Raw genomic sequence first — 22,794 nt, forward strand, 5'->3', positions numbered from 1 at the left:
AGCGTCGGTACTGTGCCGAACAGGTTCGGCCGCTTCCGTTCTCGACATCGTGCGTAAAGTCGATTGCAGACGCGAGTTCGATAGCCATGCGTATGTTGACACATATTGTGCGACGACCGTTCAAAAACCTACTTAGATAGTATCTATCTCCCAACTATTCCGTTTCTCGGTCGCGCGTATTTCGAACCGAACTCCTGTACCTGACAGTACAGGTAGTGGCTATTACGCAACCTTAAATATGGGCGAACATATTCGCGTCAATTCTCACGTCGTGGAAATCGGCTCAACACTTGAACGTTATCTAGTTATGAGTGCGGTACAGAGGATCCACAGATGACCGTATTCAATTGCGTGTCGGCGTGTAATTACTTCGCATCGAGCGGATTCTCGTCCAGAGGTGTTCGATCGGAATGAGCACGGACGACGAATCTTTCCACCCGCTCGGTCAAGAGTGGGAGACTGAACTAGAGGGGATGCTCGACGAAACCGAGTACGATTCTGATCTCGGTATGCAGATGGCCCAAGACGCGATGCGCGTCACCAAGGGCGAACTCTCTGAAGCCGAATTCCACGAGAAGTATCACGACGACGTGATGGACGAGTTTGGCGTCGACGACCGCCCGACCGAAGCCGCCTACGACCAGGCTCAAGAGGAGTCGAACGGCACGATGGGGCGGATGCTTTCTGCCTTCGACGGCGACGGCGAAGAAAGCCGCCGCGATGTCATGAAGAAGATGGGCGTCGGTGCGGCCGCCGTCGGACTCGGTGCGTGGGGCACCGTCGACGACGGACAACCCAGCCTCGCAGACGACGGCAACATCACTGACGCACAGCCCAACAGCGACGTCCAGTGGGGGATGGCTATCGACCTCGAGCGCTGTGACGGCTGTCTCTCCTGCGTCCAAGCCTGCGCCGAGGAGAACAACCTCGACCAGGGCGTCAACTGGATGTACGTCCTCGAGTACGACGAGCCCAGAGCGGGCACGCCAGAGAACAGCCGCAACCGGCTCGTTCGCCCGTGTCAGCACTGTACCGACGCCCCCTGTGAGAAGGTCTGTCCGACGACGGCCCGACACACTCGGGACTCGGACGGCCTCGTCCTGACAGACTACGACGTCTGTATCGGCTGCCGATACTGTCAGGTCGCCTGTCCGTACGGCGTCAACTACTTCCAGTGGGACGAACCGGATATTTCGACCGACCAGATCGCCGAACAGGCCGAGGACATGGGCAACGACGGCGACCACATGGTCGACGAGCGCCAGCGCTGGGTCGACAGTCGCGCCCCGCGTGGCACGATGAGCAAGTGTACGATGTGCCCGACCCGACAGGACGGGTTCTCGGGTGACGATCGAGTCGGCACGACGGCCTGTGAAGAGGCCTGTCCGCCGGACGCGATCAACTTCGGGAACATGCAGGACGAGACCAGCGATCCGCAGGTCTACGCGTCGAACCCGAGCCGAGCCCGCACGCTCGCTCGACTGGCCGTCGGCGAGGACTTCCTCGGCTCCCTCGAGGAGGATCTCGACGGGGAGGACGACGACCTCGAATCCGTCCTCAACGCGACCGCGCTGGACGAGGATACGCTCGGACTGCTGCTCGCCATCCGGATCACCGCCGAGAGCGGGATGGCCGCCGGCGACGGCGACATCGCTGCCTACGAAACGGACGTCCAGAACGTGCTCGAAGCGCTTTCGGACCACGGCCTCGACCTCGAGAGCGAAGAAGTGCTCTCGGAGCTCGGCCTCGCCGATGCACCCGACGAAACCGAACTCGACGGCGAGGAAGAGAACGGTGACGAAGAGAGCGCCGAGGACGAGAATGGCGAGGAGGAGAACGGTGACGAAGAAGAAGCCGAAACCGGCTCGTTCATTCAGGAAGACGAGGGCGAAGCGGAAGCGGAAGACGAAGACGAGTTCGAGGGCCCGGACGTCGAGGCCGCACAGAACCTCCTCGATGCGTTCGCAGGCGTTCCGTCGTCGAGCTTCCGACTGCTCGAGGATATGGGAACCAACCCGAACGTCGTCTACCTCGGTAACGAGCCCGGTCCGAACGCCGAACAGCGCGAGCCGACCGGCTCGGGTGTCGCCTACGAGAACATCTCCTACCAGCGAGCGGACGGCGAGCGTACCAACCTCGTCGACAACCGAAAGGACGTGCTCGACGAGAAGACCGTCGGTGACACCGGGTGGTCGCTGTGAGCACCAAGACGCCATCTGAGGCGGACATCCTCCGCCCGGTCAACAACGTCTCGAAACAGTACCTCATTCTGTTCGGGATCTGTGCGCTGGCCCTCGGGGCCTTCCTCGTCGCGTGGATGTACCAGCTGGCCGAAGGCATGGCCGTCACCGGACTCTCCGACTGGGGCTCCGGCGGCGGCGCGACCTGGGGACTGTACATCGGCGCGTTCATCTGGTGGGTCGGGATCGCTCACGGCGGTATCATCCTCTCCGCCGCGGTCCGACTGCTCGGCATGGATCGATACATGCCGGTCGCCCGCCTCGCAGAACTGCTGACGATCGCCGGCCTCTCCGCGGCCGGCTTCTACATTCTGGTCCATATGGGCCGTCCGGACCGGATGGTCACGAGCGTGCTGGGCCACTACCACATCACGGTGAACAACTCGCCGCTGGTGTGGGACGTCACCGTCATCACGGCGTACTTCGTGCTGACGGCGACCTACCTCGCACTGACGCTTCGGTACGATATCACCCGACTCCGCGATGATCTGCCGGGCTACCTCTCGCCCGTCTACAACGTCCTGACTCTCGGCTACACCGAGGACGAGGACGAGGTCGTCGAGCGGATGGTTTGGTGGCTCGCACTCGCGATCATCATCATGGCACCGCTCCTGCTTCACGGCGGTGTGATTCCGTGGCTGTTCGCGGTGCTCCCCGGCATGCCGGCCTGGTTCAGCGCGGTGCAGGGACCACAGTTCCTGACCATCGCACTTACGTCGGCGATCAGCGGCGTGATCATCGCCGCCTACGCGTTCCGTCGTGCCTACGACTGGGACCACATCATGACCGACGACGTCTTCCGCGGGCTGCTCCTGTGGCTCGGGTTCTTCTGTCTCCTGTTCCTCTGGCTCCAGCTCCAGCAGAACGTCGTCGGCCTGTTCGCCGCGCCGGTCAGCACGGGCGTCGCACAGGAAGCGACGATCTCGCACCCGGTCTACATCACCGCGATGACGCTCGTCTTCGCGACGCTCGTTTACATCTTCGCGCAGACGATCCGTCCATCGCTGTTCACGAAGCCGCGAGCGCTCGCCGCCGCATTTACCGTCCTGTTCGCGACGCTCATCGAGAAGGTGCTCTTCGTCGTTGAAGGATTCATGCACCCCGAGTTCGAGATCTACGCGGCGACACCCGGGGAGTACTTCCCGAGCGCCATCGAGATCCTCTCGCTGGTCGGTACGGTCGGGATGGTCGTCCTGATCTTCCTCGTGGTCTCGAAGGTCGTTCCGATCGTCGAACTCCACGCGATCGAACACCTTCGCGGCGACCACGCGCACGGACACGAGGACGCGGATGAAACGGCGACCGAACCGGAGGTGAAAGCATGAGCACCGTCGCAGCACTCGCCGAACCGCTCTACCACGGCTACAGCGGCACCGAGGGCCTCACGGGCTTCCCCAACATCGGGACCTACCTCATCTTCGCCGTAATCCTGGTACCGGTTTACATCATGGTCGTCTCGTGGTTCGCCGGCACGCCCCGTGACACGAAGACGGGGCTGCTCGGCGTCTCCTATCTCGTCGGGATCACTGCCCAGATGTGGATCGGGATGTTCATCCTAACCATGATCATCGGCTTCGTGTTCTACGGCGGCCTGCCGGAGCCACTCGGCTCCCCAGGCCCCACCGGTAACATACCGATCTTCGGGTTCCTGTTCTAACCCGATCGATCGAACGATCTCCGCTTTCTCTCGTTTCGCTTCTCGACGCTTTTTGCAGCCGCGTTTACTGTCGCCGCCCCGTCGATAGGGACGTCTTTGTGATCTTCGCCCTCGTTCTCGAGCGGATCTTAGACGTTCGTTCGACAGTCATCGCCGGTCGTCGTTATGAGACCCATGCACAGTCAGGGGAAACCACAACCCCGACTGCGGGTAAAAGACTCTCTATGACACTTGTTGACATTCTCTCCCTGATCCTCTACCACGGCTACGAGGGAACCGAGGGGTGGACCGGGTTTCCGAACGAGGGGACCTACATCATCTTCGGGATCGTCCTGCTCCCGATTTACGTCATGCTCATCGCGTGGTTCGTCGGCACGCCCCGAGACACGAAGACGGGGCTGCTCGGCGTCTCCTACCTCGTCAGCATCGCGACCAGTATGTGGGTCTCGATGCTCATCATGACGGTCTTGATCGGAATCATTTTTTACGGACAGGCGCCCAGCATCTACTGAGGGTGAGAGCCGGCCTCGAGGTCGAGTACGACTTCGCGAACCGGTGCTCACCGGCAGGTTCGAACGCCGAACCATCACACGTATCCCGTTCGGCTCCCTTATGATCGGATAACGCATACGACGTATTATGAGCATTACAGAACACGAACTCCAGATCAAACTCGAGGGGATCGAAGACCCGGATATCGGCGAGGACATCGTCTCGCTCGGCCTGGTCAACGACGTCCGAATCGAGGACGAAACCGCCCGGATCGACCTCGCGTTCAACGCCCCGTACGCGCCCTCCGAGATGAAACTGGGCAACCGAATCCGCGAGGTCTGCGATGAGGCGGGCCTTCAGGCGGACCTACGTGCCCACGTCGGGGAAGAGCACGGATTCGACGACGAGGTACTGCCGCGGGTTCGCAACGTCATCGCCGTCGCCTCCGGGAAGGGTGGGGTCGGCAAAACGACGGTCGCCGCGAACATCGCGTCGGGTCTCGAAAAGCGCGGGGCGATGGTCGGTCTGCTCGACGCCGACATTCACGGGCCCAACATTCCGCGGATCCTGCCGGTCGAGAGCGAACCCGGCGTGACGCCGAACGAGGATATCGTCCCGCCTCGATCGGACGGCGTCCGGGTCATCAGCATGGGGATGATGACGGAACAGGAGGACGATCCGGCGATCCTGCGCGGCCCGATGGTCAACAAGTTCATGCTGAAGTTCCTGGAGGGCGTCGAGTGGGGTCGACTGGACTACCTCATCGTCGACCTCCCGCCGGGGACGGGTGACGCGACGCTAAACCTCCTGCAGTCGATGCCGGTGACCGGTGCAGTCGTCGTCACGACGCCCCAGGAGATGGCCCTCGACGACACCCGAAAGGGGATTCAGATGTTCAACAAACACGACACGCCAGTACTGGGCGTCGTCGAGAACATGAGTTCGTTCATTTGCCCCTCCTGTGGCGACCAGCACGGCCTGTTCGGCACGGAAGGGGCGAAGACGATCGTCGACAAGTACGACGTCCCGCTGCTCGGACAGATCCCGATCCACCCCGACTTCGGCGCGGAGGGCAGCGAGGGGGCGATCGTGAAGGACGACGAGAGCGAGGTCCAAGAGACCGTCGAGAATCTCGTCGCGGAGGTCGCCGACCGCATCGGCGAGACCAACCGCCGCACGGTCGCCGACAACGTCGAGGGCGGCCCGGAGAACCAGCTCCCGACCGAACTCGAGGACTAGCGGCCCCGTTTTACTCCCGTCTCGAGCGCCGTCGAATCGGTTCGAAGACTGGCTTCAGGGTTCTGTTTCGACCTCCCATTCGAGCGTTATCGTCAGTTCCTCCCGCGGGCCGCCGAGCATCGGCGATCGCTCCTGTACTTCGATGCCGTACTCGAGTTCCGGTGCCGGCGAGAGCGTCAACATCTTGTTCCCGACGCGCACTTCGGCGGGGCCCTCGCTCCGCAATTCTCGAGCGACTTCCTGTACCAGATCGGCCGCCTCCTCTCGAGACACGTTCTGCTCGTGGTTTGTCTTCTCTCCCATAGCAAAACGACCACCGAACGAACATAAATAGGTTGGCCGGGAATCGGCAGGCACGACTTTGGTGACGGCCGTTTTCGGCCAGAGATACCAGATCCCGAGACGGTGTCGAGTCGACAGAGACGGCGTCGGGGACTCAGGATTCCGGCGGTTCCGGGCCGTCCTCGAGCAGCGAGCGGACGTACTTCGTCACGTGGTCGTCGATCCGGCGCTTATAGCCGGCCTGTCGGGCGAGACGGTCGAGTTCGCGAGCGACGAGACTGCCGTACTGGACGGCCTTTTTCTCCCGAGAGACGACCTCGGCGGCGAGGGAGTCCGCGGCGACGCGACGAAGCGCTCGTTTGCGCTCGGTCTCGTCAGCCAACAGATCGTCGGGCAGTCGAAGCGCGGCGTCGACGACGGCGTCGTGGAGGAGGGGAGCGACCGGCTCGAGGCCGGTGGCTTCGATCGCGTGAACGTCTCGCGGAAGCTGTTCGGAGAGCGTCGCGATCTGTTCGCGGACGGCCTCACGGGTCGTCTCGGCCTCGACGCGGTGGTCGAGACGGACGACTTTTTCGTAGCCGCCGAACAGTTCGTCCGCACCCTGGCCCACCGCCAGGGCGTCGAAACCGTCGGCGGCGACGCGCTCGCCGACGAGATAGAGGGGGAGGGCGATCTGGACGTCCATCGCGTTCGTGCGGCCGGTCGCGCGGGCGAGGTCGGGCACCGCTCGCTCGAGGTCGGCCGGCTCGAGCTCGACGACGGTCAACTCCCGCCCCATCGCCTCGGCGGCCGTCCGCGCGGCCGCGACGTCGTGGCTATCGGGGAAGCCGACGACGTACAGCGGGGCGTCGAGCAGTTCGGCGACCAGCGCCGAGTCGACGCCGCCCGAGAAGGCGACGGCGATGTCGTGGTCGGTATCGAGCGCGTGGTCGGCCGCGATCTGGATCGCCGCGGCGAGTCGCTCGAGTGCGGCGTCGTGGTTCGTCTCCGGCTCCGGATCGGGGAGCGTCCAGCGACGTTCGGGTTCGGCGTCGGGGGCCGTCAGGTCGAGTGTGGTCCCGGCGGGGAGGAGCGCCGGCGCTTCGAGGGCCGTCGGTTCGAACGCCCAGTCGACCGTTGGTGTACGGCCATGGTCCTCGCGCTCGACGTACACGGGCACGCGGCCGAGCACGTCGCGAACGAGCGCGCCGTCGAGTTCGCCGGCGAAGCCGGTCGTTCCCGGCAGCGGCTCGTCGCGCTCGAGGGCACCGCAAACGGTTTCGGGGTCGGCACCGCGAAGCGTCATCGGAACAGCCCCACGACGGAGTTTCTGACGCGACGCGAGACGCCGCCGGCGGCCTGCCGGAAGCTGATGTGCCACGGCGTTCGTTTGCCCTCGACCGTGGTTCGGCCCTCGCGAATCGCCTCGAGGATCGCGGCGGCGGAGCGGTCGTCGGCCTCGACGCGGGTGACGGCCTGGCCGACCATCTCGCTGATGTGAGCGTCGCTGCCGGCCGTCATCGGCAGGTCGTGGGACTCGGCGAACCGTTCGGCCTGTCGGTTCGCGCGGCCGGTGAGCAGCCGCGAGTTGTAGACCTCGATCGCGTCGCCCTCGGCGAGTTGGTCCCGGGAGATGCGGGCCATCACGCCGTGGCGCGACTCCTGGAAGGGATGGGGGATCACCGCGAGTCCGTCCTGCTCCCAGATGGCCTCGAGCGTCGACTCGTAGGAGAGTCCGGGCGGGACGGCGTCTTCGAGCCCGAAGCCGAGGATGTGGCCGGCTTTGCTCGAGATCTCCATGGCGGGGATGCCGATCAGTCCGTACTCGGGGGCGCGTTCGGCGGCCTCGAGGCTCGCGTCGATCTCGTCGTGGTCGGTGACGGCGATCGCGTCCAGACCGACGGCCTGGGCCTGTTCGAGGATCAACTCGACCGAGTCTCGGCCGTCGTAGGAGAGCGCGGAGTGAGCGTGGAGTTCAACCGACAGCACGGGTATATCACGGTGGTTCGTGTGGACCGATCAAAAACAACTCGGTACGTGATAGCTTTGCGAGAACGGAATGGGGGGTGTTCACACGGTTCGAGCGAGAGGGCCTCGAGATCCTACTCGTCGGTGTCGAGTTCGACCATCTCGAGCGACCGGTCGAGGTGACAGACCTCGTGTGGCGGGTCGCCGAGGATGTCGCGAATGCGGTACTCCTCGTCGAACTCGACGGCGTCGGGTTCGCAGTACTCGTGGCTCGGACACTCGACGTAGGGACAGGGGCCGGAGAGGCTCGCCTTGCTGCCGGCGAACGCCCCCTTCGAGGGGATGTTCGCGCGCACGGAGACGGGTTCGACCTCGACGGCGCGGACGCCGCCGTCGTGCATCGCACACTCGAGGGTCTGGGCGTTCTCCCGGACGGACGTGATCCGGTACTTGGTATCGGGCTGGAGGTTGAGACACTGACTGCGATAGGGACAGCCGGCGCAGGCGTCGGCCTCGCCGTGGTAGACGAACTCCGTTCCCGGGTCGGCGAGTCGGGTTCCGACGAGCGTAACGGTCGACATAGCGGCCCCTACTTCGCGACGCCGGTTAAGACTCACGTGTCGACTCGTCGACCAACGGATCGCGGACCGCCGCGTTCGTCGCGATGGCCGGTTACGCGGATTCGCTCTCGGAATCGTCGTCTTCGACCGTGCCGGTCAGTTCGTCGAGTCGATCGAAGTACGTCTCCCGGGGGACCTGGTAAAGGCCTCGGTAGTCGACGTCGCCGGCGTCGAACGCGTCGGCGAGGTCGAGCGCGCGCTCGAGGGCCTCGCCGCGTGTCTCGAATCGTTCGTTGTCGGCGGAGACGTCGGGCTCGAGATAGAGGGTGACGTACCAGTCGTTGCTCGGACGGCTGGTCGGATTGGTTCCGGGGCGACGGGTGCGTTTTCCGTGGGTCAGGTACAGTGTGGGAAGACAGGCCGCCGGAAAGTCGTCGCCGTTGAAGATGTCCGGTCGGTATGCGAGCACGAGGCGGCCGTCGTCACCCTGACTCCAGACGGTCCAGGCGTCGGGGAGCGACGAGAGCGGCGGTTCGGGATCCCCGCCGGTCTCCGAGTTTGTCATATGCGGCGGTAGGTCGGCCGGTCCTAAAGCCTCGTCGTCGCGGGGACTCGAGGTGAGGCGTGTTGTGTGCTCACACGCCGAGCGCGCACGAGCGAAACCGGCCGCTGCAGGCCCGCAACTTATGCCGTCGATCGACCAAGGTGTGGTATGGTAGCGTGGGGCAACATATAATACATCCTACCACCGTGCGGAATAATATTCTGGTAAATATCTTTTGGGGCTAAAGCTAAGTACCTGGATTACTCACTCATTAAATACTATCGGTATCCGTTCGCCGGACCGATCCACTCCGCGCCCGTCCCCGGCGCGCCGTTGGCCGAGCCTCTGAGGAGGTCATCGCGCAACGTGAGTGGTGATCGATCACACATGGCACGACAGACCGCCGCCCGACGCAGTTCGGTTCGTTTCGAGAGCGAGTTACTCCCGGAGCCTGCCGACTGCCGTGACGATGTGTGGTCGACGGTGACACGGCTCGACGGATCCCGACGGTTCGGCCGCGACGAGAGTGGTGGTCGAACGACGTCCGCACCGACCACTCCGCGTGATCACGGACGATGCAAACGGGGGAGATCGCAACTGGCAATGATACCATGACCGGTGATATCGAGACACTCGAGACGCTCAGTACGGACTACAAGGAATCGATGCCCGCGGACCTGCGGGAGACCAAGTCCTTCGACTGGTACTTACAGGAGTGCTACGAGGACGCGAAGATCACCCGCAACGCCCACCAGCGCGTCGCGGACATGTTCGACTACTACGGGACGGCCTACGACGAGACCGAAGGGGTCGTCGAGTACCTGCTCGCGAGCGAGGATCCGCTCGGCGAGGGTGAGAACACCTTCTACGGGAAGGTAATTCACCAGTCGATCCACGAGTTCGTGAACAAGGTGAAGTCGGGTGCCCGCCGGCTCGGCCCCGAACGGCGTATCAAACTCCTGCTCGGCCCGGTCGGCTCCGGGAAGTCCCACTTCGACAAGCAGGTCCGCAAGTACTTCGAGGACTACACGCTCCGCGAGGAGGGCCGGATGTACACCTTCCGCTGGACCAACCTCTGTGACGTCATCAAGGATCAGGACCCCTCCGACGACACCGTCCGGTCGCCGATGAACCAGGATCCGCTCGTGCTCCTCCCGATCGAGCAACGCCAGCAAGTGCTCGACGACTTAAACGAGCGCCTCGATGCGCCGTACACGATCCAGAACGAGCAGGCCTTAGACCCCGAAAGCGAGTTCTACATGGACCGACTGCTGGCCTACTACGACGACGACCTCCAGCAGGTCTTGGAGAACCACGTCGAGATCGTCCGCTTCGTCGCCGACGAGAACAAGCGCCAGGGCCTCGAGACGTTCGAACCCAAGGACAAGAAGAACCAGGACGAGACGGAGCTCACCGGCGACGTCAACTACTCGAAGATCGCGATCTACGGCGAGAGCGACCCGCGGGCGTTCGACTACTCGGGGGCGTTCTGTAACGCGAACCGCGGCATCTTCTCCGGCGAAGAGTTGCTCAAACTCCAGCGCGAGTTCCTCTACGACTTCCTCCACGCCACCCAGGAACAGACGATCAAGCCGAAGAACAACCCCCGGATCGACATCGACCAGGTGATCGTCGGCCGGACGAACATGCCCGAGTACAAGGACAAGAAGGGCGACGAAAAGATGGAGGCCTTCAACGACCGCACCAAGCGGATCGACTTCCCCTACGTTCTCTCCTACGAGGACGAGGCCAACATCTACGACAAGATGCTGAACAACGCCGATGTGCCGGACATCAACGTCGAACCGCACACGTTAGAGATGGCGGGGCTGTTCGGCGTCCTCACGCGGGTCGAAGAGCCCGACACCGAGACGGTCGACCTCCTCTCGAAGGCCAAGGCGTACAACGGCGAGATCGACGAGGGCGACGACATCGACATCAAAAAGCTCCGCGACGAGGCCGAACAGAAGGCCGAGATCGGCGAGGGGATGGTCGGCGTCTCGCCCCGGTTCATCGGCGACGAGATCGCCGAGGCGATCATGGACTCCAAACACCGCAGCCGCGGCTTCCTCTCGCCGCTGACGGTGTTCAACTTCTTCGAGGAGAACCTCGAACACCACGGCTCGATCCCCGAGGAGAACTTCGAGAAGTACTACCGCTACCTCGAGACGGTGCGCGAGGAGTACAAGGAGCGAGCCATCGAGGACGTTCGCCACGCCTTAGCCTACGACATCGACGAGATCCAGCGTCAAGGCGAGAAGTACATGGACCACGTGATGGCCTACATCGACGACGACACCATCGAGGACGAACTCACGGGCCGCGAGCAAGAGCCCGACGAGACGTTCCTCCGATCGGTCGAGGAGAAACTCGACATCCCAGAAGACCGCAAGGAAGACTTCCGGCAGGAAGTGTCGAACTGGGTCTCCCGGCGCGCACGCGAGGGCGAGGCGTTCAACCCGCAGGACAACGAGCGCCTGCGCCGCGCGTTAGAGCGCAAACTCTGGGAGGACAAGAAGCACAACATCAACTTCTCCGCGCTGGTCAGCGCCAACGAATTCGACGACGACGAGCGCTCCTCGTGGATCGACGCGCTGATGGAACAGGGCTACTCCGAGGGCGGCGCGAAGGAAGTGCTCGAGTTCGCCGGTGCGGAGGTTGCCAAAGCCGAGATGGATTGATATGACCGGAAACGACTACGTCACCGAGGCCGACCGCACGTTAGAGGAGACCTACGAGGAGCCGATGGACCTCGCGACCTACGTCGATCGGATCTTCGCGAATCCGACGATCGCCTCCCACGCCTCGAAGTACCTCCTCGAGGCGATCGAGGCGGCGGGCACTCGGACCGTGGTCGAGGAAGGCGAGGAGAAGGAACGCTACCGCTTCTTCGACGATCCGCACAACGACGGCGAACACGCGATCCTCGGCAACACCGAGGTGTTAAACGGGTTCGTTGACGACCTCCGATCGATCGCCGCGGGCCGGGCGAAAGACGAGAAGATCATCTGGTTCGAGGGCCCTACGGCGACCGGCAAGTCCGAACTCAAGCGCTGTCTGGTCAACGGACTGCGCGAGTACTCGAAGACCCCCGAGGGTCGCCGGTACACGGTCGAGTGGAACGTGACGACGGCCGAAGCCGAAGACCGCGGACTGAGCTACGGCAGCGGCGACCCCACGGCGAGCGACGACCAGCACTGGTACGAGAGCCCCGTCCAGGCGCACCCGCTGTCGGTGTTCCCGGAGGAGGTCCGCGAACGCGTACTCGAGGACCTCAACGGCGATCTCGATGACCACGTTCCCGTTCGGGTCGACGCGAAACTCGACCCGTTCTCCCGGGAGGCGTACGACTTCCTCGAGGAGCGCTACCGACGCGACGGCGAGGAAGCGCTGTTCTCGGCGATCACCGACGACGACCACCTGCGGGTGAAAAACTACGTCGTCGACGTCGGCCAGGGCGTCGGCGTCCTCCACAGCGAGGACGACGGCCCGCCAAAGGAGCGACTCGTCGGCTCCTGGATGCACGGCATGCTCCAGGAACTCGATTCGCGCGGGCGCAAGAACCCGCAGGCGTTTTCCTACGACGGTGTGCTCTCGCAGGGCAACGGCGTCCTCACCATCGTCGAAGATGCGGCCCAACACGCCGACCTGCTGCAGAAACTGCTGAACGTCCCCGACGAGCAGTCCGTCAAACTGGACAAGGGGATCGGGATGGACGTCGACACGCAGATGCTGATCATCTCGAACCCGGACCTCGAGGCACAGCTCAACCAGCACTCCGACCGAAACGGGATGGACCCGCTGAAGGCGCTCAAACGCCGGCTGGACAAACACCAGTTCGGCTACCTGACGAACCTCAGCCTCGAGTCGGAGCTGATCCGTCGCGAACTGACCAACGAGTCCGCCGTCTGGGAGGCCGAGAGCTACGAGGAACTCGAGGCGCGGATCCGCGAGCCGGTGCGCGTCTCGGTCAAGGATCAAGGCGGCGAGACGCGGACGGAGGAGTTCGCGCCCCACGCGATCGAAGCCGCCGCGCTGTACGCGGTCGTGACGCGACTCGACGAGGAGAACCTGCCCAACGGGCTGGATCTCGTCGACAAGGCGCTGATCTACGATCAGGGCTACCTGCAGGAAGGCGACACGCGACGCGAGAAAGACGAGTTCGACTTCAACGGCGAGGCCCACGACGGCGAACACGGGATTCCGGTCACCTACACGCGGGACACGCTCGCGGAACTCATCCAGACCGACCGCGATCGCCACCACTCCGAGCTGGCTGTCGAGGACATCGTGATGCCCCGAGACGTGTTGAACACGATGGCCGAGGGACTGTCGGACGCCCCCGTCTTCTCGTCGGGCGAGCGTTCGGAGTTCGAAAACCGGATCGTCCCCGTGAAAAACTACATCTTCGACCGGCAGGAGAGCGACGTCATCGAGGCGATCATGCACGACAAGCGCGTCGACGAGGGGACCGTCGCCGAGTACGTCGAACAGGTCTACGCCTGGGAGACCGACGAGCCCCTGTACAACGACCGCGGCGAGGAGGTCGAGCCGGATCCGCTGAAGATGAAGCTCTTCGAGATCGAACACCTCGGTCGCTTTTCGGAGGCCGAGTACGAGGGCAACCTCCCCCGCGAGAGCGTCCGAAACTTCCGCCGGGAGAAGGTTATCACGTCGCTGAACCGCCACGCCTGGGAGCACCGCGACGACGACTTCGCCGTCGAGGACGTCGATCTCACCGCGATTCCGGTAATCAAGAGCGTCCTCGAGAGCCACGACTGGGACGACGTCCAGCGGACGTTCGAGGACTTCGATCCGCGCCAGTGGGACGACCCGCCGAGCGGGACGGAGACGGCGACCGTGAAAGAACGGACGATCGACACCATGGTCGATCTCTTCGACTACTCGGCGGCCTCCGCCGAGCTAACCAGCCGACACGTCATGGGACAGGTGAGCTACAGATGGGACTGAGAGACGACCTCGAGCGATTCCGTGAGGTGGGCGAACAGCGACGCGAGGATCTGGCCGACTTCATCCAGTACGGCGACCTCGCCGGCGGCCGCGGATCGATCCAGATCCCGGTTAAGATCGTCTCGCTGCCGGAGTTCGAGTACGACCAGCGCGACAAGGGCGGCGTCGGCCAGGGCGAAGATGGTACGCCCCAGCCGGGCCAGCCGGTCGGCCAGCCACAGCCCCAACCGGGCGACGGCGACGGCGAGGACGGCGAACCCGGCGAGGAGGGCGGCGAGCACGAGTACTACGAGATGGATCCCGAAGAGTTCGCCGAAGAACTCGACGAGGAGTTAGGGCTCGACCTCGATCCGAAGGGGAAGACGGTCGTCGAGGAGAAGGAAGGTCCCTTCACCGATATGACCCGGAGCGGTCCCAACAGCACCCTCGACTTCGAGCGGATGTTCAAGGAGGGCCTCAAGCGCAAGCTTGCGATGGACTTCGACGAGGAGTTCTTGAAGGAACTCTGCAAGGTCGAAGGCATCGAGCCCCGCGAGGTGTTCGAGTGGGCCCGCGGCGAGAGCCTGCCCGTCTCGATGGCGTGGGTCGAAGAGGCCCACAGCGAGATTCCCGACGAGGAACGCGGCACGTGGTCCTCGATCGAGGAAGTGGAGGAGAACGTCGAACGCGAGTCGGTCCAGCAGAAGATCCGCCGTGAGGGGATCAAACACGTCCCCTTCCGCCGCGAGGACGAACGCTACCGCCACCCCGAGATCATCGAGGAGAAAGAGAAGAACGTCGTCGTGGTCAACATCCGCGACGTCTCCGGCTCGATGCGCGAGAAGAAACGCGAACTCGTCGAGCGGACGTTCACGCCGCTGGACTGGTATCTCCAGGGCAAGTACGACAACGCCGAGTTCGTCTACATCGCCCACGACGCCGACGCCTGGGAGGTCGAACGCGACGACTTCTTCGGCATCCGCTCCGGCGGCGGGACGAAGATCTCGAGCGCGTACGAACTCGCCAACGAGCTGTTAGAGGAGTACCCTTGGAGCGACTGGAACCGGTACGTCTTCGCGGCGGGCGACTCGGAGAACTCGAGCAACGACACCGGCGAGCGCGTCATTCCGATGATGGAACAGATCGACGCCAACCTCCACGCCTACGTCGAAACTCAACCCAGCGGTAACGCGATCAACGCCACCCACGCCGAGGAACTCGAGCGACACTTCGGCCCCGACGCCGAGGACGTCGCGGTGGCGTACGTCAACAACAAGGAGGACGTGACGGACGCGATCTACGAGATCCTCTCCACGGAGAGTGACGACAATGAGTAAACGCAACTCCAACGCGGATCGATTCCGCAAACAGGCGATCGCCGCCGACCTCGAGGAACCGGTCGACGAGGCCAGAACCCTCGCCGTCAAACTCGGCCTCGAGCCGTACCCGGTCAAGTACTGGATCATCGACTACGACGAGATGAACGAACTCATCGCCTACGGCGGCTTCCAGAGCCGCTATCCCCACTGGCGGTGGGGGATGCAGTACGACAAGCAACAGAAGCAGGGCCAGTACGGCGGCGGGAAGGCCTTCGAGATCGTCAACAACGACAATCCGGCCCACGCTTTCCTCCAGGAGTCGAACACGTTGGCCGACCAGAAAGCCGTGATCACCCACGTCGAGGCCCACTCCGATTTCTTCGCGAAAAACGAGTGGTTCGGCCTCTTCACCAGCGGTCGGGCCGACGACGATCAGGTCAACGCCGCCGCGATGCTCGAGCGCCACGCGCGAGCCATCGACGAGTACATGTCCGATCCGGAGATCGATCGCGCGGAGGTCGAGAAGTGGATCGACCACTGTCTCTCCCTGGAGGACAACATCGATCAGCACCAGGTGTTCAGTCGGCGACTGGAGATCGACGGGCCCCGCGACGACCTCGACGACGATATCGCGGAGAAACTCGACGAACTCGGACTCTCGGACGAGATCAAGGGCGAAGTGTTCGACGACGAGTGGCTCGAGAAACTCGAGGAGGGCGACGAGGCGGTCACCTTCCCCGAGGTGCCCCAGAAGGACGTCCTCTCGTTCGTCCGCGAACACGGCAAGCAGTTCGACGACGAGGCGGGACGGGCCGCCGAGATGGAAGAGTGGCAGCGGGACATCCTCGACATGATGCGCGCGGAGGCCTACTACTTCGCCGCCCAGAAGATGACGAAGGTGATGAACGAGGGCTGGGCCGCCTACTGGGAGTCGACGATGATGACCGACGAGGGGTTCGCCGGCGACGACGAGTTCATGAACTACGCCGATCACATGGCCAAAGTGCTCGGCTCTGGCGGGCTCAACCCCTACAGCCTCGGGATGGAGCTCTGGGAGTACGTCGAGAACCGGACGAACCGCCGAGAAGTCTTAGAGCGGCTGCTCCGCGTCGAGGGCGTCTCCTGGCGCAACCTGATGGACGTCGTCGACTTCGATGCAGTCCTCGAGACGCTCGAGCCGCCGGAGGCCATCGCGACGATCACGCCGGAAACGCTCGATCGACTCGAGGAGGTTCCCGAAGAATGGGTCGACCGCGACGCGCTCGAGCAGGCACGGAACGGCGAAATCGACGTCGAAACGTACCCGTGGAAGGTGCTGACCACCGAGGGGCTGGCGCGACGCCACTACTCGCTGGTCAAGCGCCAGCACCGCGGGTTCCTGACTCGGGTCAGTCAGAACGATCTCGAGCAGATCGGTCGCTACCTCTTCGACGATGCGCGCTACGAGACGGTCGAAGAAGCGCTCGCGGACGTGGACTTCTCGGCGGGCTGGGATCGAATGTACGACATCCGTGAGAGCCACAACGACGTCACGTTCCTCGATGAGTTCCTCACGACGGAGTTCATCACGGAGAACAACTACTTCACCTACGAACACTCCCAGGCGACGGGCCAGTTCCACGTCGCCAGCGACGCCGCCGAGGACGTCAAAAAGAAGCTACTGTTGCAGTTCACCAACTTCGGGAAGCCGACCATCGCGGTCTACGACGGGAACTACAACAACGCGAACGAACTCCTGTTGGGCCACCAGTACAACGGCGTCATGCTCGATCTCGGGCAGGCCAGGGAGACCTTGAAGCGGATCTTCGAGCTGTGGGGCCGGCCCGTGAACCTGTTGACGATCGTCAAGGACGTCGATGAACACGATATCGAGGTGGCGAAACGACGCAACCGAGAGCCCGAACCCGAAGAGCGCGGCAAGCTGATCCGGTACAACGGGGAGGACGTGACGATCGACGACGTTCCGTGGGAGGAAGTCGAGCACCTCTCGGCCGACGACGTCGATTACGACACGAAACCCGACGAGTGGCTCGCCTGACCGTTCTTTCGGCCATTTTCGACCGCAGTAAACACTCGGAAGGCTTTTGCCGCCGATCGCACATGCTCGGGATGTGATGGATGGGGAAGGGGGCGAGGCGGTCGAACAGCGACGAGTCGACGCTGACTCGTTCGACCTGCCGTCAGTCCTCGCACAACTGGATAGGCGCGAACCGACCGACCAACGAGCGGCCGTCGAAACGATCCGCGACACGCTCGACGAGCGTCCCGGCGACTGCGTGCCGACGGTTCCGAAGCTCCGCGCACTGCTCGAGCAGCCGGCGCTCGAGTTTCACGAGTCGGTCGCGTACTGCCTGGCCGAACTCGCGGCCGAGTCGCCCGCGGACGTGGCGCCGTCGGTCGACGTGATCGTCTCCTTCGTCGATGAGCATCCGGACCGGCCGGCGACTCGAGAACTCCTCCGATGTCTGGCTATCGTTGCGGGGGAGCAGCCGTCGGTCGTCGTCGAACACACCGCCACGATCGCGGACGTGGTCGATCGACGATCCGGCTACGACGACTGGGGACTCCGCGCGATCCAGCAGGTGTCGCGAACGACGCCGACCGCGGCGCACTCCGCGCTCCCGGTGCTTACCGATGCGCTAGCGGCGGATCCGGAGACCAACGGTGTTCCCGTCCTTCCGACGCTGGGTCGGCTGACTCGATCCGAGACACCCCCGGAGCGACTCGAGTTCGTCGCGCGGGCGACCGAACTCGTCGACCACGACGACCCGTCGCTTCGACGCAACGCCATCGGCTGCCTGGCGGACATCGCCCACCGCGAACCCGCGGCGGTCGAGCCGGTCTGTGACGATCTCGGTGATGCTCTCGAGTCTCCGGATCCGGAGACGCGCGCGAACGCCGCCGTGTTGCTCGCCCGCGTCACCGCGGCAACGGGCCGGGACGTCGGTCCCGCACGAGAGCCGTTGCTCGAACTGCTCGCGGACGATTTCGATCGCGCGCGGGCGAACGCGTGCGTCGCACTCGGCCACGGACGCGTCGAGGCGGCCGCGGATCGACTCGAGACGCTGGCAGCCGACGATCCGGCGTCGATCGTTCGCGAGCGGGCCGACTGGGCGCTGGACCGACTCTCCTAATTCTGTCCTCGACTCCGGCGACCGTAACGCAGTGGTGTCTGGCCGACGAGAACTCGCATATGACACGGGAGACGTTTTCCGTCGAAACCGATGCGCGGTTGACGACCGTCGACGTAACTGATCGAATCGCCGCGGCCGTCCCCGCCGACCTCGAGTCCGGCACGGCGACGGGGTTCGTCGAGCACACGACGGCCGGATTGATCGTCCAGGAGGACGAGTCGCGGTTACGCGGCGACCTCGAGTCGTTCCTCCGGGAGCTGGTTCCCGACGAAGGACACGCACACGATCAGTTAGACGGAAATGCGGATTCGCACCTCCGAACGGCGCTGCTCGGCCCGGACGTGACGATACCGGTCGAAGACGGTGAGCTGGCGCTCGGAACGTGGCAATCGGTGCTGCTGGTCGAGTGCGACGGGCCGCGCACGCGGACGGTGTCGGTGACGACTGTCGGCGAGTAGTGAGCGTGCGCGAATCGGTCTCGAGGGGGGATTCGCCGCGCGAACCCGACAGACGGCCAGTACGATGCTCGATGGACTGAGGCGCGAGCCATGGTTGCGAAACAATTTTCATAGATCATCATAACTGAAGGATATGAAAACCGAGCACAAGCTCATTTCCGCCGGAGTCGCGATCGCTCTCATCGGTTTTCTCCCGGAAATATACGTCGCCGTTCGAGCACTGCGGTCGCACCTGCTTCTCGTCGGGTTCGGCATCGCTTTCGTCGGGATCGGTCTGTCGTTGCGATCCTCCGCCGAATTCGACCTGGCGTAACGCTATATCCGGAGCGGCCGATCCGCCGAGACGCAGTCGACGCCGCGCCACTCGAGCAACTTTGCCGTAATCCGCCGCTCGAGCGACCACGCGTGAATCTCGAGGTCGACCGACTTCGCTCGCGGGACGAGATTCGTCGTCAGACAGCGCCAGTAGTTCGCGCCGATGACGTCGCAATCGAGTTCGACCGCGGTCGTGACCGGCGTCTCGAGGCGGCGACTCACCAGCAGCCCCGTCGGCTGGCTGCGATCGATCTCGCGGATCGTCTCGAGTTCGGGCAGGAGAAAGGAGGTCGTGACGACGCGGTTCTCGACGTCTTCGATGGCCTCGAGCACGTCCGCAGCGATTCCGGTGGCCTTCATCTCGAGGTTGACTTCGACGTCCGGCGGGAGGGCCTCGAGCATAGCCTCGAGCGTGGGGACGCGTTCCCCGGAGCCGAGGACGGTGTGGGTCTTGAGTTCCTCGAGCGTGGTGTCGGCGACCGTACCGTTGCTCCCGGTCACGCGGTCGATCGTGTCGTCGTGGATGACGACGAGTTCGCCCGAACCGCAGCGCCGGACGTCGAACTCGACGGCGTCCGCGTACTCTGCGGCCGATCGAATCGCTACGATCGTGTTCTCGGGGGACGTGGCGGCAAAGCCTCGATGGGCGATCAGACGCATTCGGTAGGACAACGGCCGCAAGCGGCTTTAGTGACTCGTTCGGTTCGAGACGCCGCCGCAGCGCCCTCGGGTCGACCGGCTTTCACCCCGGACGTCTGCCGTCTTGCGATTTTCGGAGAGAACTCGATCCGAGTTCCAAACCGTGTAGTAAGTACGGTTAAACAGGCATCGGGACTACAGGGAAACGATTACAGTCCCCGATGCACCAGTCACGAGTACGCCGTACTACCGATAGGTGATGATCGAGTTATGACCGACCGAATCGACGATCCGATCGACGTGCTCCTCGTCGAGGACAATCCAGGCGACGTTCGACTCACGCAGGAGGCGTTCAAACAGCTCTCGATCGAGACGACGATTCACGTCGCCACCGACGGCGACGATGCCCTCGAGTTCCTCACGAAGCGCCGCGATAGCGATCCGGACACCGTTCCCGACCTCGTCCTCCTCGATCTGAACCTACCTCGGATGAACGGCCTCGAGTTCCTCGAGACGATCAAAGACGACGCGACGCTCACGCGAATTCCCGTCCTCGTCCTAACGAGTTCCGAGGCCGTCGAAGACGTCCTCGACAGCTACGAACTCTCGGCGAACGCCTACCTGACCAAGCCGACCGATCCGACCGAGTACGAGGAAACGGTCGAAGCCGTCGCGGAGTTCTGGCTCCAGAAAGCCGCGCTACCGCCGGTCTCTTCGTAGCGTTCGTTGCATCCGGGCGGTCACTCCTCGAGTGCGCGTTCTCCACGTTCGCACCGCGTGTCGACCCACTCACCCCCGACATTGATCTAACAGGCCGTGGCAGTGACGGTATGCCTTCGACCGAGTTCGACGTCGACTTCGACGGAACCGTCGCGGTGATCACGGGCGCGAGCGGCGCGCTCGGAAGCGCGGCCGTCGACCGCTTTCGGGCGGCCGGCGCGACCGTTTGTGCCGTCGACGTCGTTGCCCCGGACGACGAGGACAGCCTGCTCGAGACCGACGAGCGGACCCACTTCTACGAAGCGGATCTGACGGACGAGACCGACGTCGAGCGACTCGTCTCGGCTATCGCCGACGACCACGACCGGATCGATCACCTGCTGAACATCGCGGGTACCTGGCGCGGCGGCGACTCGATCGAGGAGACCGATCTCGACGAGTTCGATCTCCTGATGAACGTCAACCTGAAGACCGCGTTTTTGGCCGCGAAACACGCCCTCCCACAGCTCCGGGAAAGCGAGGGTTCGATCGTGAGCATCAGCGCGCGGTCGTCGCTCGAGGGTGGTGAGGGCGACGGTCCCTACCGAATCACGAAAGCCGGGATTCGGCTGCTGACGGAGACGCTGGCCGAAGAGAACCGCGGTACCGTTCGAGCCAACTGCGTGATGCCGAGCGTGATCGACACGCCGATGAACCGCGAGATGATGCCCGACTCGGATCACGACTCGTGGGTGGACCCGGCCGAGATCGCGGACGTGATGGCCTTTCTCTGTAGCGACGGCGCGGCTGTGACCAGCGGCGCCGCTGTGCCGGTGTACGGCGAGGCCTGACGGCAAAAAACGAACTGCGACGCAGTCGACTCTCGTTACGCGTTCTCGCCGATCCAGTCGGCGAACGAACCGGTGAGGAAGTCGACGTAGTCCATCACTCCCAGCGAGAGCGAGACGACGAGCACGACGAGGATCGGCACGCGAATCGCCCAGATCCAGACGGTACCGAGCGAGCCGAGGTCGCCGATCCCCTTCTCGAGTTCTTGCACGGCGAACTTCGGCGTGATCCAGCCGACGAGGATGACCAGCATGAGCGCACCGAACACCAGCAAGACGCCGTCCGCAAAGCCGTCGAGCAGGTCGAGGAAGATCAGGTCGTAGGTGACCGGCACGCCCAGCAGGTAGATGACGCCGCCCATGCCGAGCGCCGCCTTCCACCGTTCGACGCCCTTCTCGTCGATGACGTAGGCAGTCACGACCTCGAGCAGGGAGATCGCACTCGAGAGCGCAGCGATGGCGACGGTCCCGAAGAAGAGGAGCCCGAGGATGTGGCCCCCCGTGACGTCCGCGAACGCGGCGGTCATCGAGACGAAAATTGCACCGGCACCACCCTCGCCCGGTTCGGTGATTCCCGCCGAGAAGAAGATGGGGAAGACGACCAGCCCGGTCAGGAACGCGATCCCGGTGTCGAAGCCGATGATCGCCGTCCCGTCTTTGGCAAGGTTGCGGTCCTCACCGAGATAGGAGGCGTAGGTAACCATCACGCCCATCCCGAGCGAGAGGGTAAAGAAGGCCTGCCCGGCCGCAGCGGGGAGCAGTTCCATCCAGTTGTCGGCGATGACGCCGAACTCCGGCGAGAGGTAGTACTCGTAGCCAGCACCGGCGTCGGGAAGCGTAAAGGCCCAGATCGCCATTCCGACGAGCAGGACGATGATCGCCGGGACCATCACCTTCACCGCGAGTTCGATTCCCTGTCGGATTCCGAGCGCGACGATACCGATCGTCAGCGCCATGAACACCGTATGGAACAAAAAGGCATCTAGTCCGGTCGACAGCTCGCCGAACATCGCCCCTGCTTCCCCGCCGTACTCGGCGAGGTGACTCGCGTAGCTGCCGCGAAACCCCTCGAGGAAGTAGCGGATGAACCAGCCCGCGACGACGCTGTAGTACGAGAGGATGACGAAGCCGGTGACGATGAAGATACCACCGATGTACTTCCAGGCGTCACCGCCCAGTTCCATCAGCGCACCGACCGGATTTCGTTCGGTCTTGCGGCCGACGACGAACTCCACGAGTATCGCCGGGAATCCGACCAGTGCCACGAACAGGAGGTAGACGAGCAGAAACGCCGCACCACCACCCTCTCCCGTGACGAACGGGAACCGCCAGATGTTTCCTAACCCGACCGCGCTCCCGACCGCGGCGAGAATAAAGCCTGTCCTTGTCGCCCACGTTTCGCGTTGTACCATAATCCAGTCGAGAAAGTCCTGTTTTAAATGCCTTCTTAATACCGATTCAATAGCTCGTA

Annotated in this window: 20 protein-coding genes; 13 read left to right on the plus strand and 7 right to left on the minus strand. The window is 63.6% G+C overall.

What is annotated here, in order from left to right:
* Positions 1–410: 410 nt before the first annotated feature.
* The 5 genes from ACSFC5_RS10310 to ACSFC5_RS10330 all read left to right on the plus strand — a co-directional run bounded on the left by ACSFC5_RS10310 (position 411) and on the right by ACSFC5_RS10330 (position 5,628).
* On the plus strand, positions 411–2,201 hold the full coding sequence (locus tag ACSFC5_RS10310; RefSeq protein WP_440765165.1) for a 4Fe-4S ferredoxin N-terminal domain-containing protein: 1,791 nt from the start codon (positions 411–413) through the stop codon (positions 2,199–2,201).
* On the plus strand, positions 2,198–3,565 hold the full coding sequence (gene nrfD, locus ACSFC5_RS10315; RefSeq protein ID WP_440765166.1) for an NrfD/PsrC family molybdoenzyme membrane anchor subunit: 1,368 nt from the start codon (positions 2,198–2,200) through the stop codon (positions 3,563–3,565). The genes ACSFC5_RS10310 and nrfD overlap by 4 nt, the downstream gene beginning before the upstream one ends.
* A complete protein-coding gene (locus ACSFC5_RS10320) occupies positions 3,562–3,897 on the plus strand; it encodes a hypothetical protein (RefSeq protein WP_440765167.1) in 336 nt (111 codons plus the stop codon). Before nrfD ends, ACSFC5_RS10320 begins: the two co-directional genes overlap by 4 nt.
* Positions 3,898–4,121: 224 nt before the next feature.
* Positions 4,122–4,409, plus strand: coding sequence for a hypothetical protein (locus ACSFC5_RS10325; protein WP_440765168.1), 288 nt, complete (start codon positions 4,122–4,124; stop codon positions 4,407–4,409).
* Between the two features lie 127 nt (positions 4,410–4,536).
* Complete coding sequence (locus ACSFC5_RS10330; protein ID WP_440765169.1) at positions 4,537–5,628, plus strand: Mrp/NBP35 family ATP-binding protein; 1,092 nt, start codon at positions 4,537–4,539, stop codon at positions 5,626–5,628.
* 54 nt (positions 5,629–5,682) lie between these two features.
* On the opposite strand, the gene ACSFC5_RS10335 is transcribed toward ACSFC5_RS10330, so the two are convergent.
* The 5 genes from ACSFC5_RS10335 to ACSFC5_RS10355 form a co-directional block, all read right to left on the minus strand.
* Positions 5,683–5,931: an amphi-Trp domain-containing protein gene (locus ACSFC5_RS10335; protein ID WP_440765170.1), complete on the minus strand. Its 249-nt coding sequence runs from the start codon at positions 5,929–5,931 to the stop codon at positions 5,683–5,685.
* Positions 5,932–6,064: 133 nt separating this feature from the next.
* Positions 6,065–7,195, minus strand: a complete 1,131-nt coding sequence (locus ACSFC5_RS10340) for an asparagine synthase C-terminal domain-containing protein (RefSeq protein ID WP_440765171.1) — start codon at positions 7,193–7,195, stop codon at positions 6,065–6,067.
* The gene (locus ACSFC5_RS10345) at positions 7,192–7,878 is read right to left on the minus strand and encodes a PHP domain-containing protein (RefSeq protein ID WP_440765172.1); all 687 of its coding nucleotides are present in this window, start codon (positions 7,876–7,878) and stop codon (positions 7,192–7,194) included. Before ACSFC5_RS10345 ends, ACSFC5_RS10340 begins: the two co-directional genes overlap by 4 nt.
* 113 nt (positions 7,879–7,991) lie before the next feature.
* Complete coding sequence (locus ACSFC5_RS10350) at positions 7,992–8,438, minus strand: UPF0179 family protein (RefSeq protein WP_090306548.1); 447 nt, start codon at positions 8,436–8,438, stop codon at positions 7,992–7,994.
* A gap of 91 nt (positions 8,439–8,529) precedes the next feature.
* The gene (locus ACSFC5_RS10355) at positions 8,530–8,982 is read right to left on the minus strand and encodes a DUF5820 family protein (protein WP_440765173.1); all 453 of its coding nucleotides are present in this window, start codon (positions 8,980–8,982) and stop codon (positions 8,530–8,532) included.
* Positions 8,983–9,572: 590 nt separating this feature from the next.
* On the opposite strand from ACSFC5_RS10355, the gene ACSFC5_RS10360 reads away from it, so the two are divergent.
* The 6 genes from ACSFC5_RS10360 to ACSFC5_RS10385 all read left to right on the plus strand — a co-directional run bounded on the left by ACSFC5_RS10360 (position 9,573) and on the right by ACSFC5_RS10385 (position 18,822).
* The gene (locus tag ACSFC5_RS10360; RefSeq protein WP_440766299.1) at positions 9,573–11,642 is read left to right on the plus strand and encodes a PrkA family serine protein kinase; all 2,070 of its coding nucleotides are present in this window, start codon (positions 9,573–9,575) and stop codon (positions 11,640–11,642) included.
* 1 nt (position 11,643) lies between these two features.
* The gene (locus ACSFC5_RS10365) at positions 11,644–13,932 is read left to right on the plus strand and encodes a PrkA family serine protein kinase (protein WP_440765174.1); all 2,289 of its coding nucleotides are present in this window, start codon (positions 11,644–11,646) and stop codon (positions 13,930–13,932) included.
* Positions 13,923–15,248 carry a YeaH/YhbH family protein gene (locus ACSFC5_RS10370; protein ID WP_440765175.1) on the plus strand — a complete coding sequence of 442 codons (1,326 nt, stop codon included), beginning with the start codon at positions 13,923–13,925 and terminating at the stop codon, positions 15,246–15,248. Before ACSFC5_RS10365 ends, ACSFC5_RS10370 begins: the two co-directional genes overlap by 10 nt.
* Positions 15,241–17,268, plus strand: coding sequence for a SpoVR family protein (locus ACSFC5_RS10375; protein ID WP_440765176.1), 2,028 nt, complete (start codon positions 15,241–15,243; stop codon positions 17,266–17,268). Before ACSFC5_RS10370 ends, ACSFC5_RS10375 begins: the two co-directional genes overlap by 8 nt.
* A 76-nt stretch (positions 17,269–17,344) precedes the next feature.
* Positions 17,345–18,364 carry a HEAT repeat domain-containing protein gene (locus ACSFC5_RS10380; protein WP_440765177.1) on the plus strand — a complete coding sequence of 340 codons (1,020 nt, stop codon included), beginning with the start codon at positions 17,345–17,347 and terminating at the stop codon, positions 18,362–18,364.
* 59 nt (positions 18,365–18,423) lie between these two features.
* Positions 18,424–18,822, plus strand: a complete 399-nt coding sequence (locus ACSFC5_RS10385; RefSeq protein ID WP_440765178.1) for a secondary thiamine-phosphate synthase enzyme YjbQ — start codon at positions 18,424–18,426, stop codon at positions 18,820–18,822.
* A gap of 315 nt (positions 18,823–19,137) precedes the next feature.
* Here the strand turns inward: ACSFC5_RS10385 and ACSFC5_RS10390 are convergent, their stop codons facing one another.
* Positions 19,138–19,797 carry a glycerophosphodiester phosphodiesterase gene (locus ACSFC5_RS10390; RefSeq protein WP_440765179.1) on the minus strand — a complete coding sequence of 220 codons (660 nt, stop codon included), beginning with the start codon at positions 19,795–19,797 and terminating at the stop codon, positions 19,138–19,140.
* 249 nt (positions 19,798–20,046) lie between these two features.
* Here ACSFC5_RS10390 and ACSFC5_RS10395 point away from each other — a divergent pair, with 249 nt between their 5' ends.
* Together ACSFC5_RS10395 and ACSFC5_RS10400 are read left to right on the plus strand one after the other, a co-directional pair.
* On the plus strand, positions 20,047–20,496 hold the full coding sequence (locus ACSFC5_RS10395) for a response regulator (protein WP_440765180.1): 450 nt from the start codon (positions 20,047–20,049) through the stop codon (positions 20,494–20,496).
* A gap of 110 nt (positions 20,497–20,606) precedes the next feature.
* Entirely contained in the window at positions 20,607–21,326 is a 720-nt protein-coding gene (locus ACSFC5_RS10400; RefSeq protein WP_440765181.1) for an SDR family oxidoreductase, read from the plus strand.
* 35 nt (positions 21,327–21,361) lie between these two features.
* On the opposite strand, the gene ACSFC5_RS10405 is transcribed toward ACSFC5_RS10400, so the two are convergent.
* The gene (locus ACSFC5_RS10405; protein WP_440765182.1) at positions 21,362–22,735 is read right to left on the minus strand and encodes a sodium-dependent transporter; all 1,374 of its coding nucleotides are present in this window, start codon (positions 22,733–22,735) and stop codon (positions 21,362–21,364) included.
* Between the last annotated feature and the right edge of the window lie 59 nt (positions 22,736–22,794).

Origin of the sequence: Natronorubrum marinum (assembly GCF_052040125.1) — an archaeon.
Classification (GTDB): Archaea; Halobacteriota; Halobacteria; order Halobacteriales; family Natrialbaceae; genus Natronorubrum.

Coding starts and splice junctions, on each gene's coding strand:
- ACSFC5_RS10400 (WP_440765181.1), top strand. CDS start 20,607: ATGCCTTCGACCGAGTTCGACGTCGACTTCGACGGAACCGTCGCGGTG.
- ACSFC5_RS10325 (WP_440765168.1), top strand. CDS start 4,122: ATGACACTTGTTGACATTCTCTCCCTGATCCTCTACCACGGCTACGAG.
- ACSFC5_RS10360 (WP_440766299.1), top strand. CDS start 9,573: ATGACCGGTGATATCGAGACACTCGAGACGCTCAGTACGGACTACAAG.
- ACSFC5_RS10405 (WP_440765182.1), bottom strand. CDS start 22,735: ATGGTACAACGCGAAACGTGGGCGACAAGGACAGGCTTTATTCTCGCC.
- ACSFC5_RS10390 (WP_440765179.1), bottom strand. CDS start 19,797: ATGCGTCTGATCGCCCATCGAGGCTTTGCCGCCACGTCCCCCGAGAAC.
- ACSFC5_RS10320 (WP_440765167.1), top strand. CDS start 3,562: ATGAGCACCGTCGCAGCACTCGCCGAACCGCTCTACCACGGCTACAGC.
- ACSFC5_RS10355 (WP_440765173.1), bottom strand. CDS start 8,982: ATGACAAACTCGGAGACCGGCGGGGATCCCGAACCGCCGCTCTCGTCG.
- ACSFC5_RS10375 (WP_440765176.1), top strand. CDS start 15,241: ATGAGTAAACGCAACTCCAACGCGGATCGATTCCGCAAACAGGCGATC.
- ACSFC5_RS10385 (WP_440765178.1), top strand. CDS start 18,424: ATGACACGGGAGACGTTTTCCGTCGAAACCGATGCGCGGTTGACGACC.
- ACSFC5_RS10395 (WP_440765180.1), top strand. CDS start 20,047: ATGACCGACCGAATCGACGATCCGATCGACGTGCTCCTCGTCGAGGAC.
- ACSFC5_RS10335 (WP_440765170.1), bottom strand. CDS start 5,931: ATGGGAGAGAAGACAAACCACGAGCAGAACGTGTCTCGAGAGGAGGCG.
- ACSFC5_RS10350 (WP_090306548.1), bottom strand. CDS start 8,438: ATGTCGACCGTTACGCTCGTCGGAACCCGACTCGCCGACCCGGGAACG.
- ACSFC5_RS10340 (WP_440765171.1), bottom strand. CDS start 7,195: ATGACGCTTCGCGGTGCCGACCCCGAAACCGTTTGCGGTGCCCTCGAG.
- ACSFC5_RS10370 (WP_440765175.1), top strand. CDS start 13,923: ATGGGACTGAGAGACGACCTCGAGCGATTCCGTGAGGTGGGCGAACAG.
- ACSFC5_RS10330 (WP_440765169.1), top strand. CDS start 4,537: ATGAGCATTACAGAACACGAACTCCAGATCAAACTCGAGGGGATCGAA.
- ACSFC5_RS10365 (WP_440765174.1), top strand. CDS start 11,644: ATGACCGGAAACGACTACGTCACCGAGGCCGACCGCACGTTAGAGGAG.
- ACSFC5_RS10310 (WP_440765165.1), top strand. CDS start 411: ATGAGCACGGACGACGAATCTTTCCACCCGCTCGGTCAAGAGTGGGAG.
- ACSFC5_RS10380 (WP_440765177.1), top strand. CDS start 17,345: ATGGATGGGGAAGGGGGCGAGGCGGTCGAACAGCGACGAGTCGACGCT.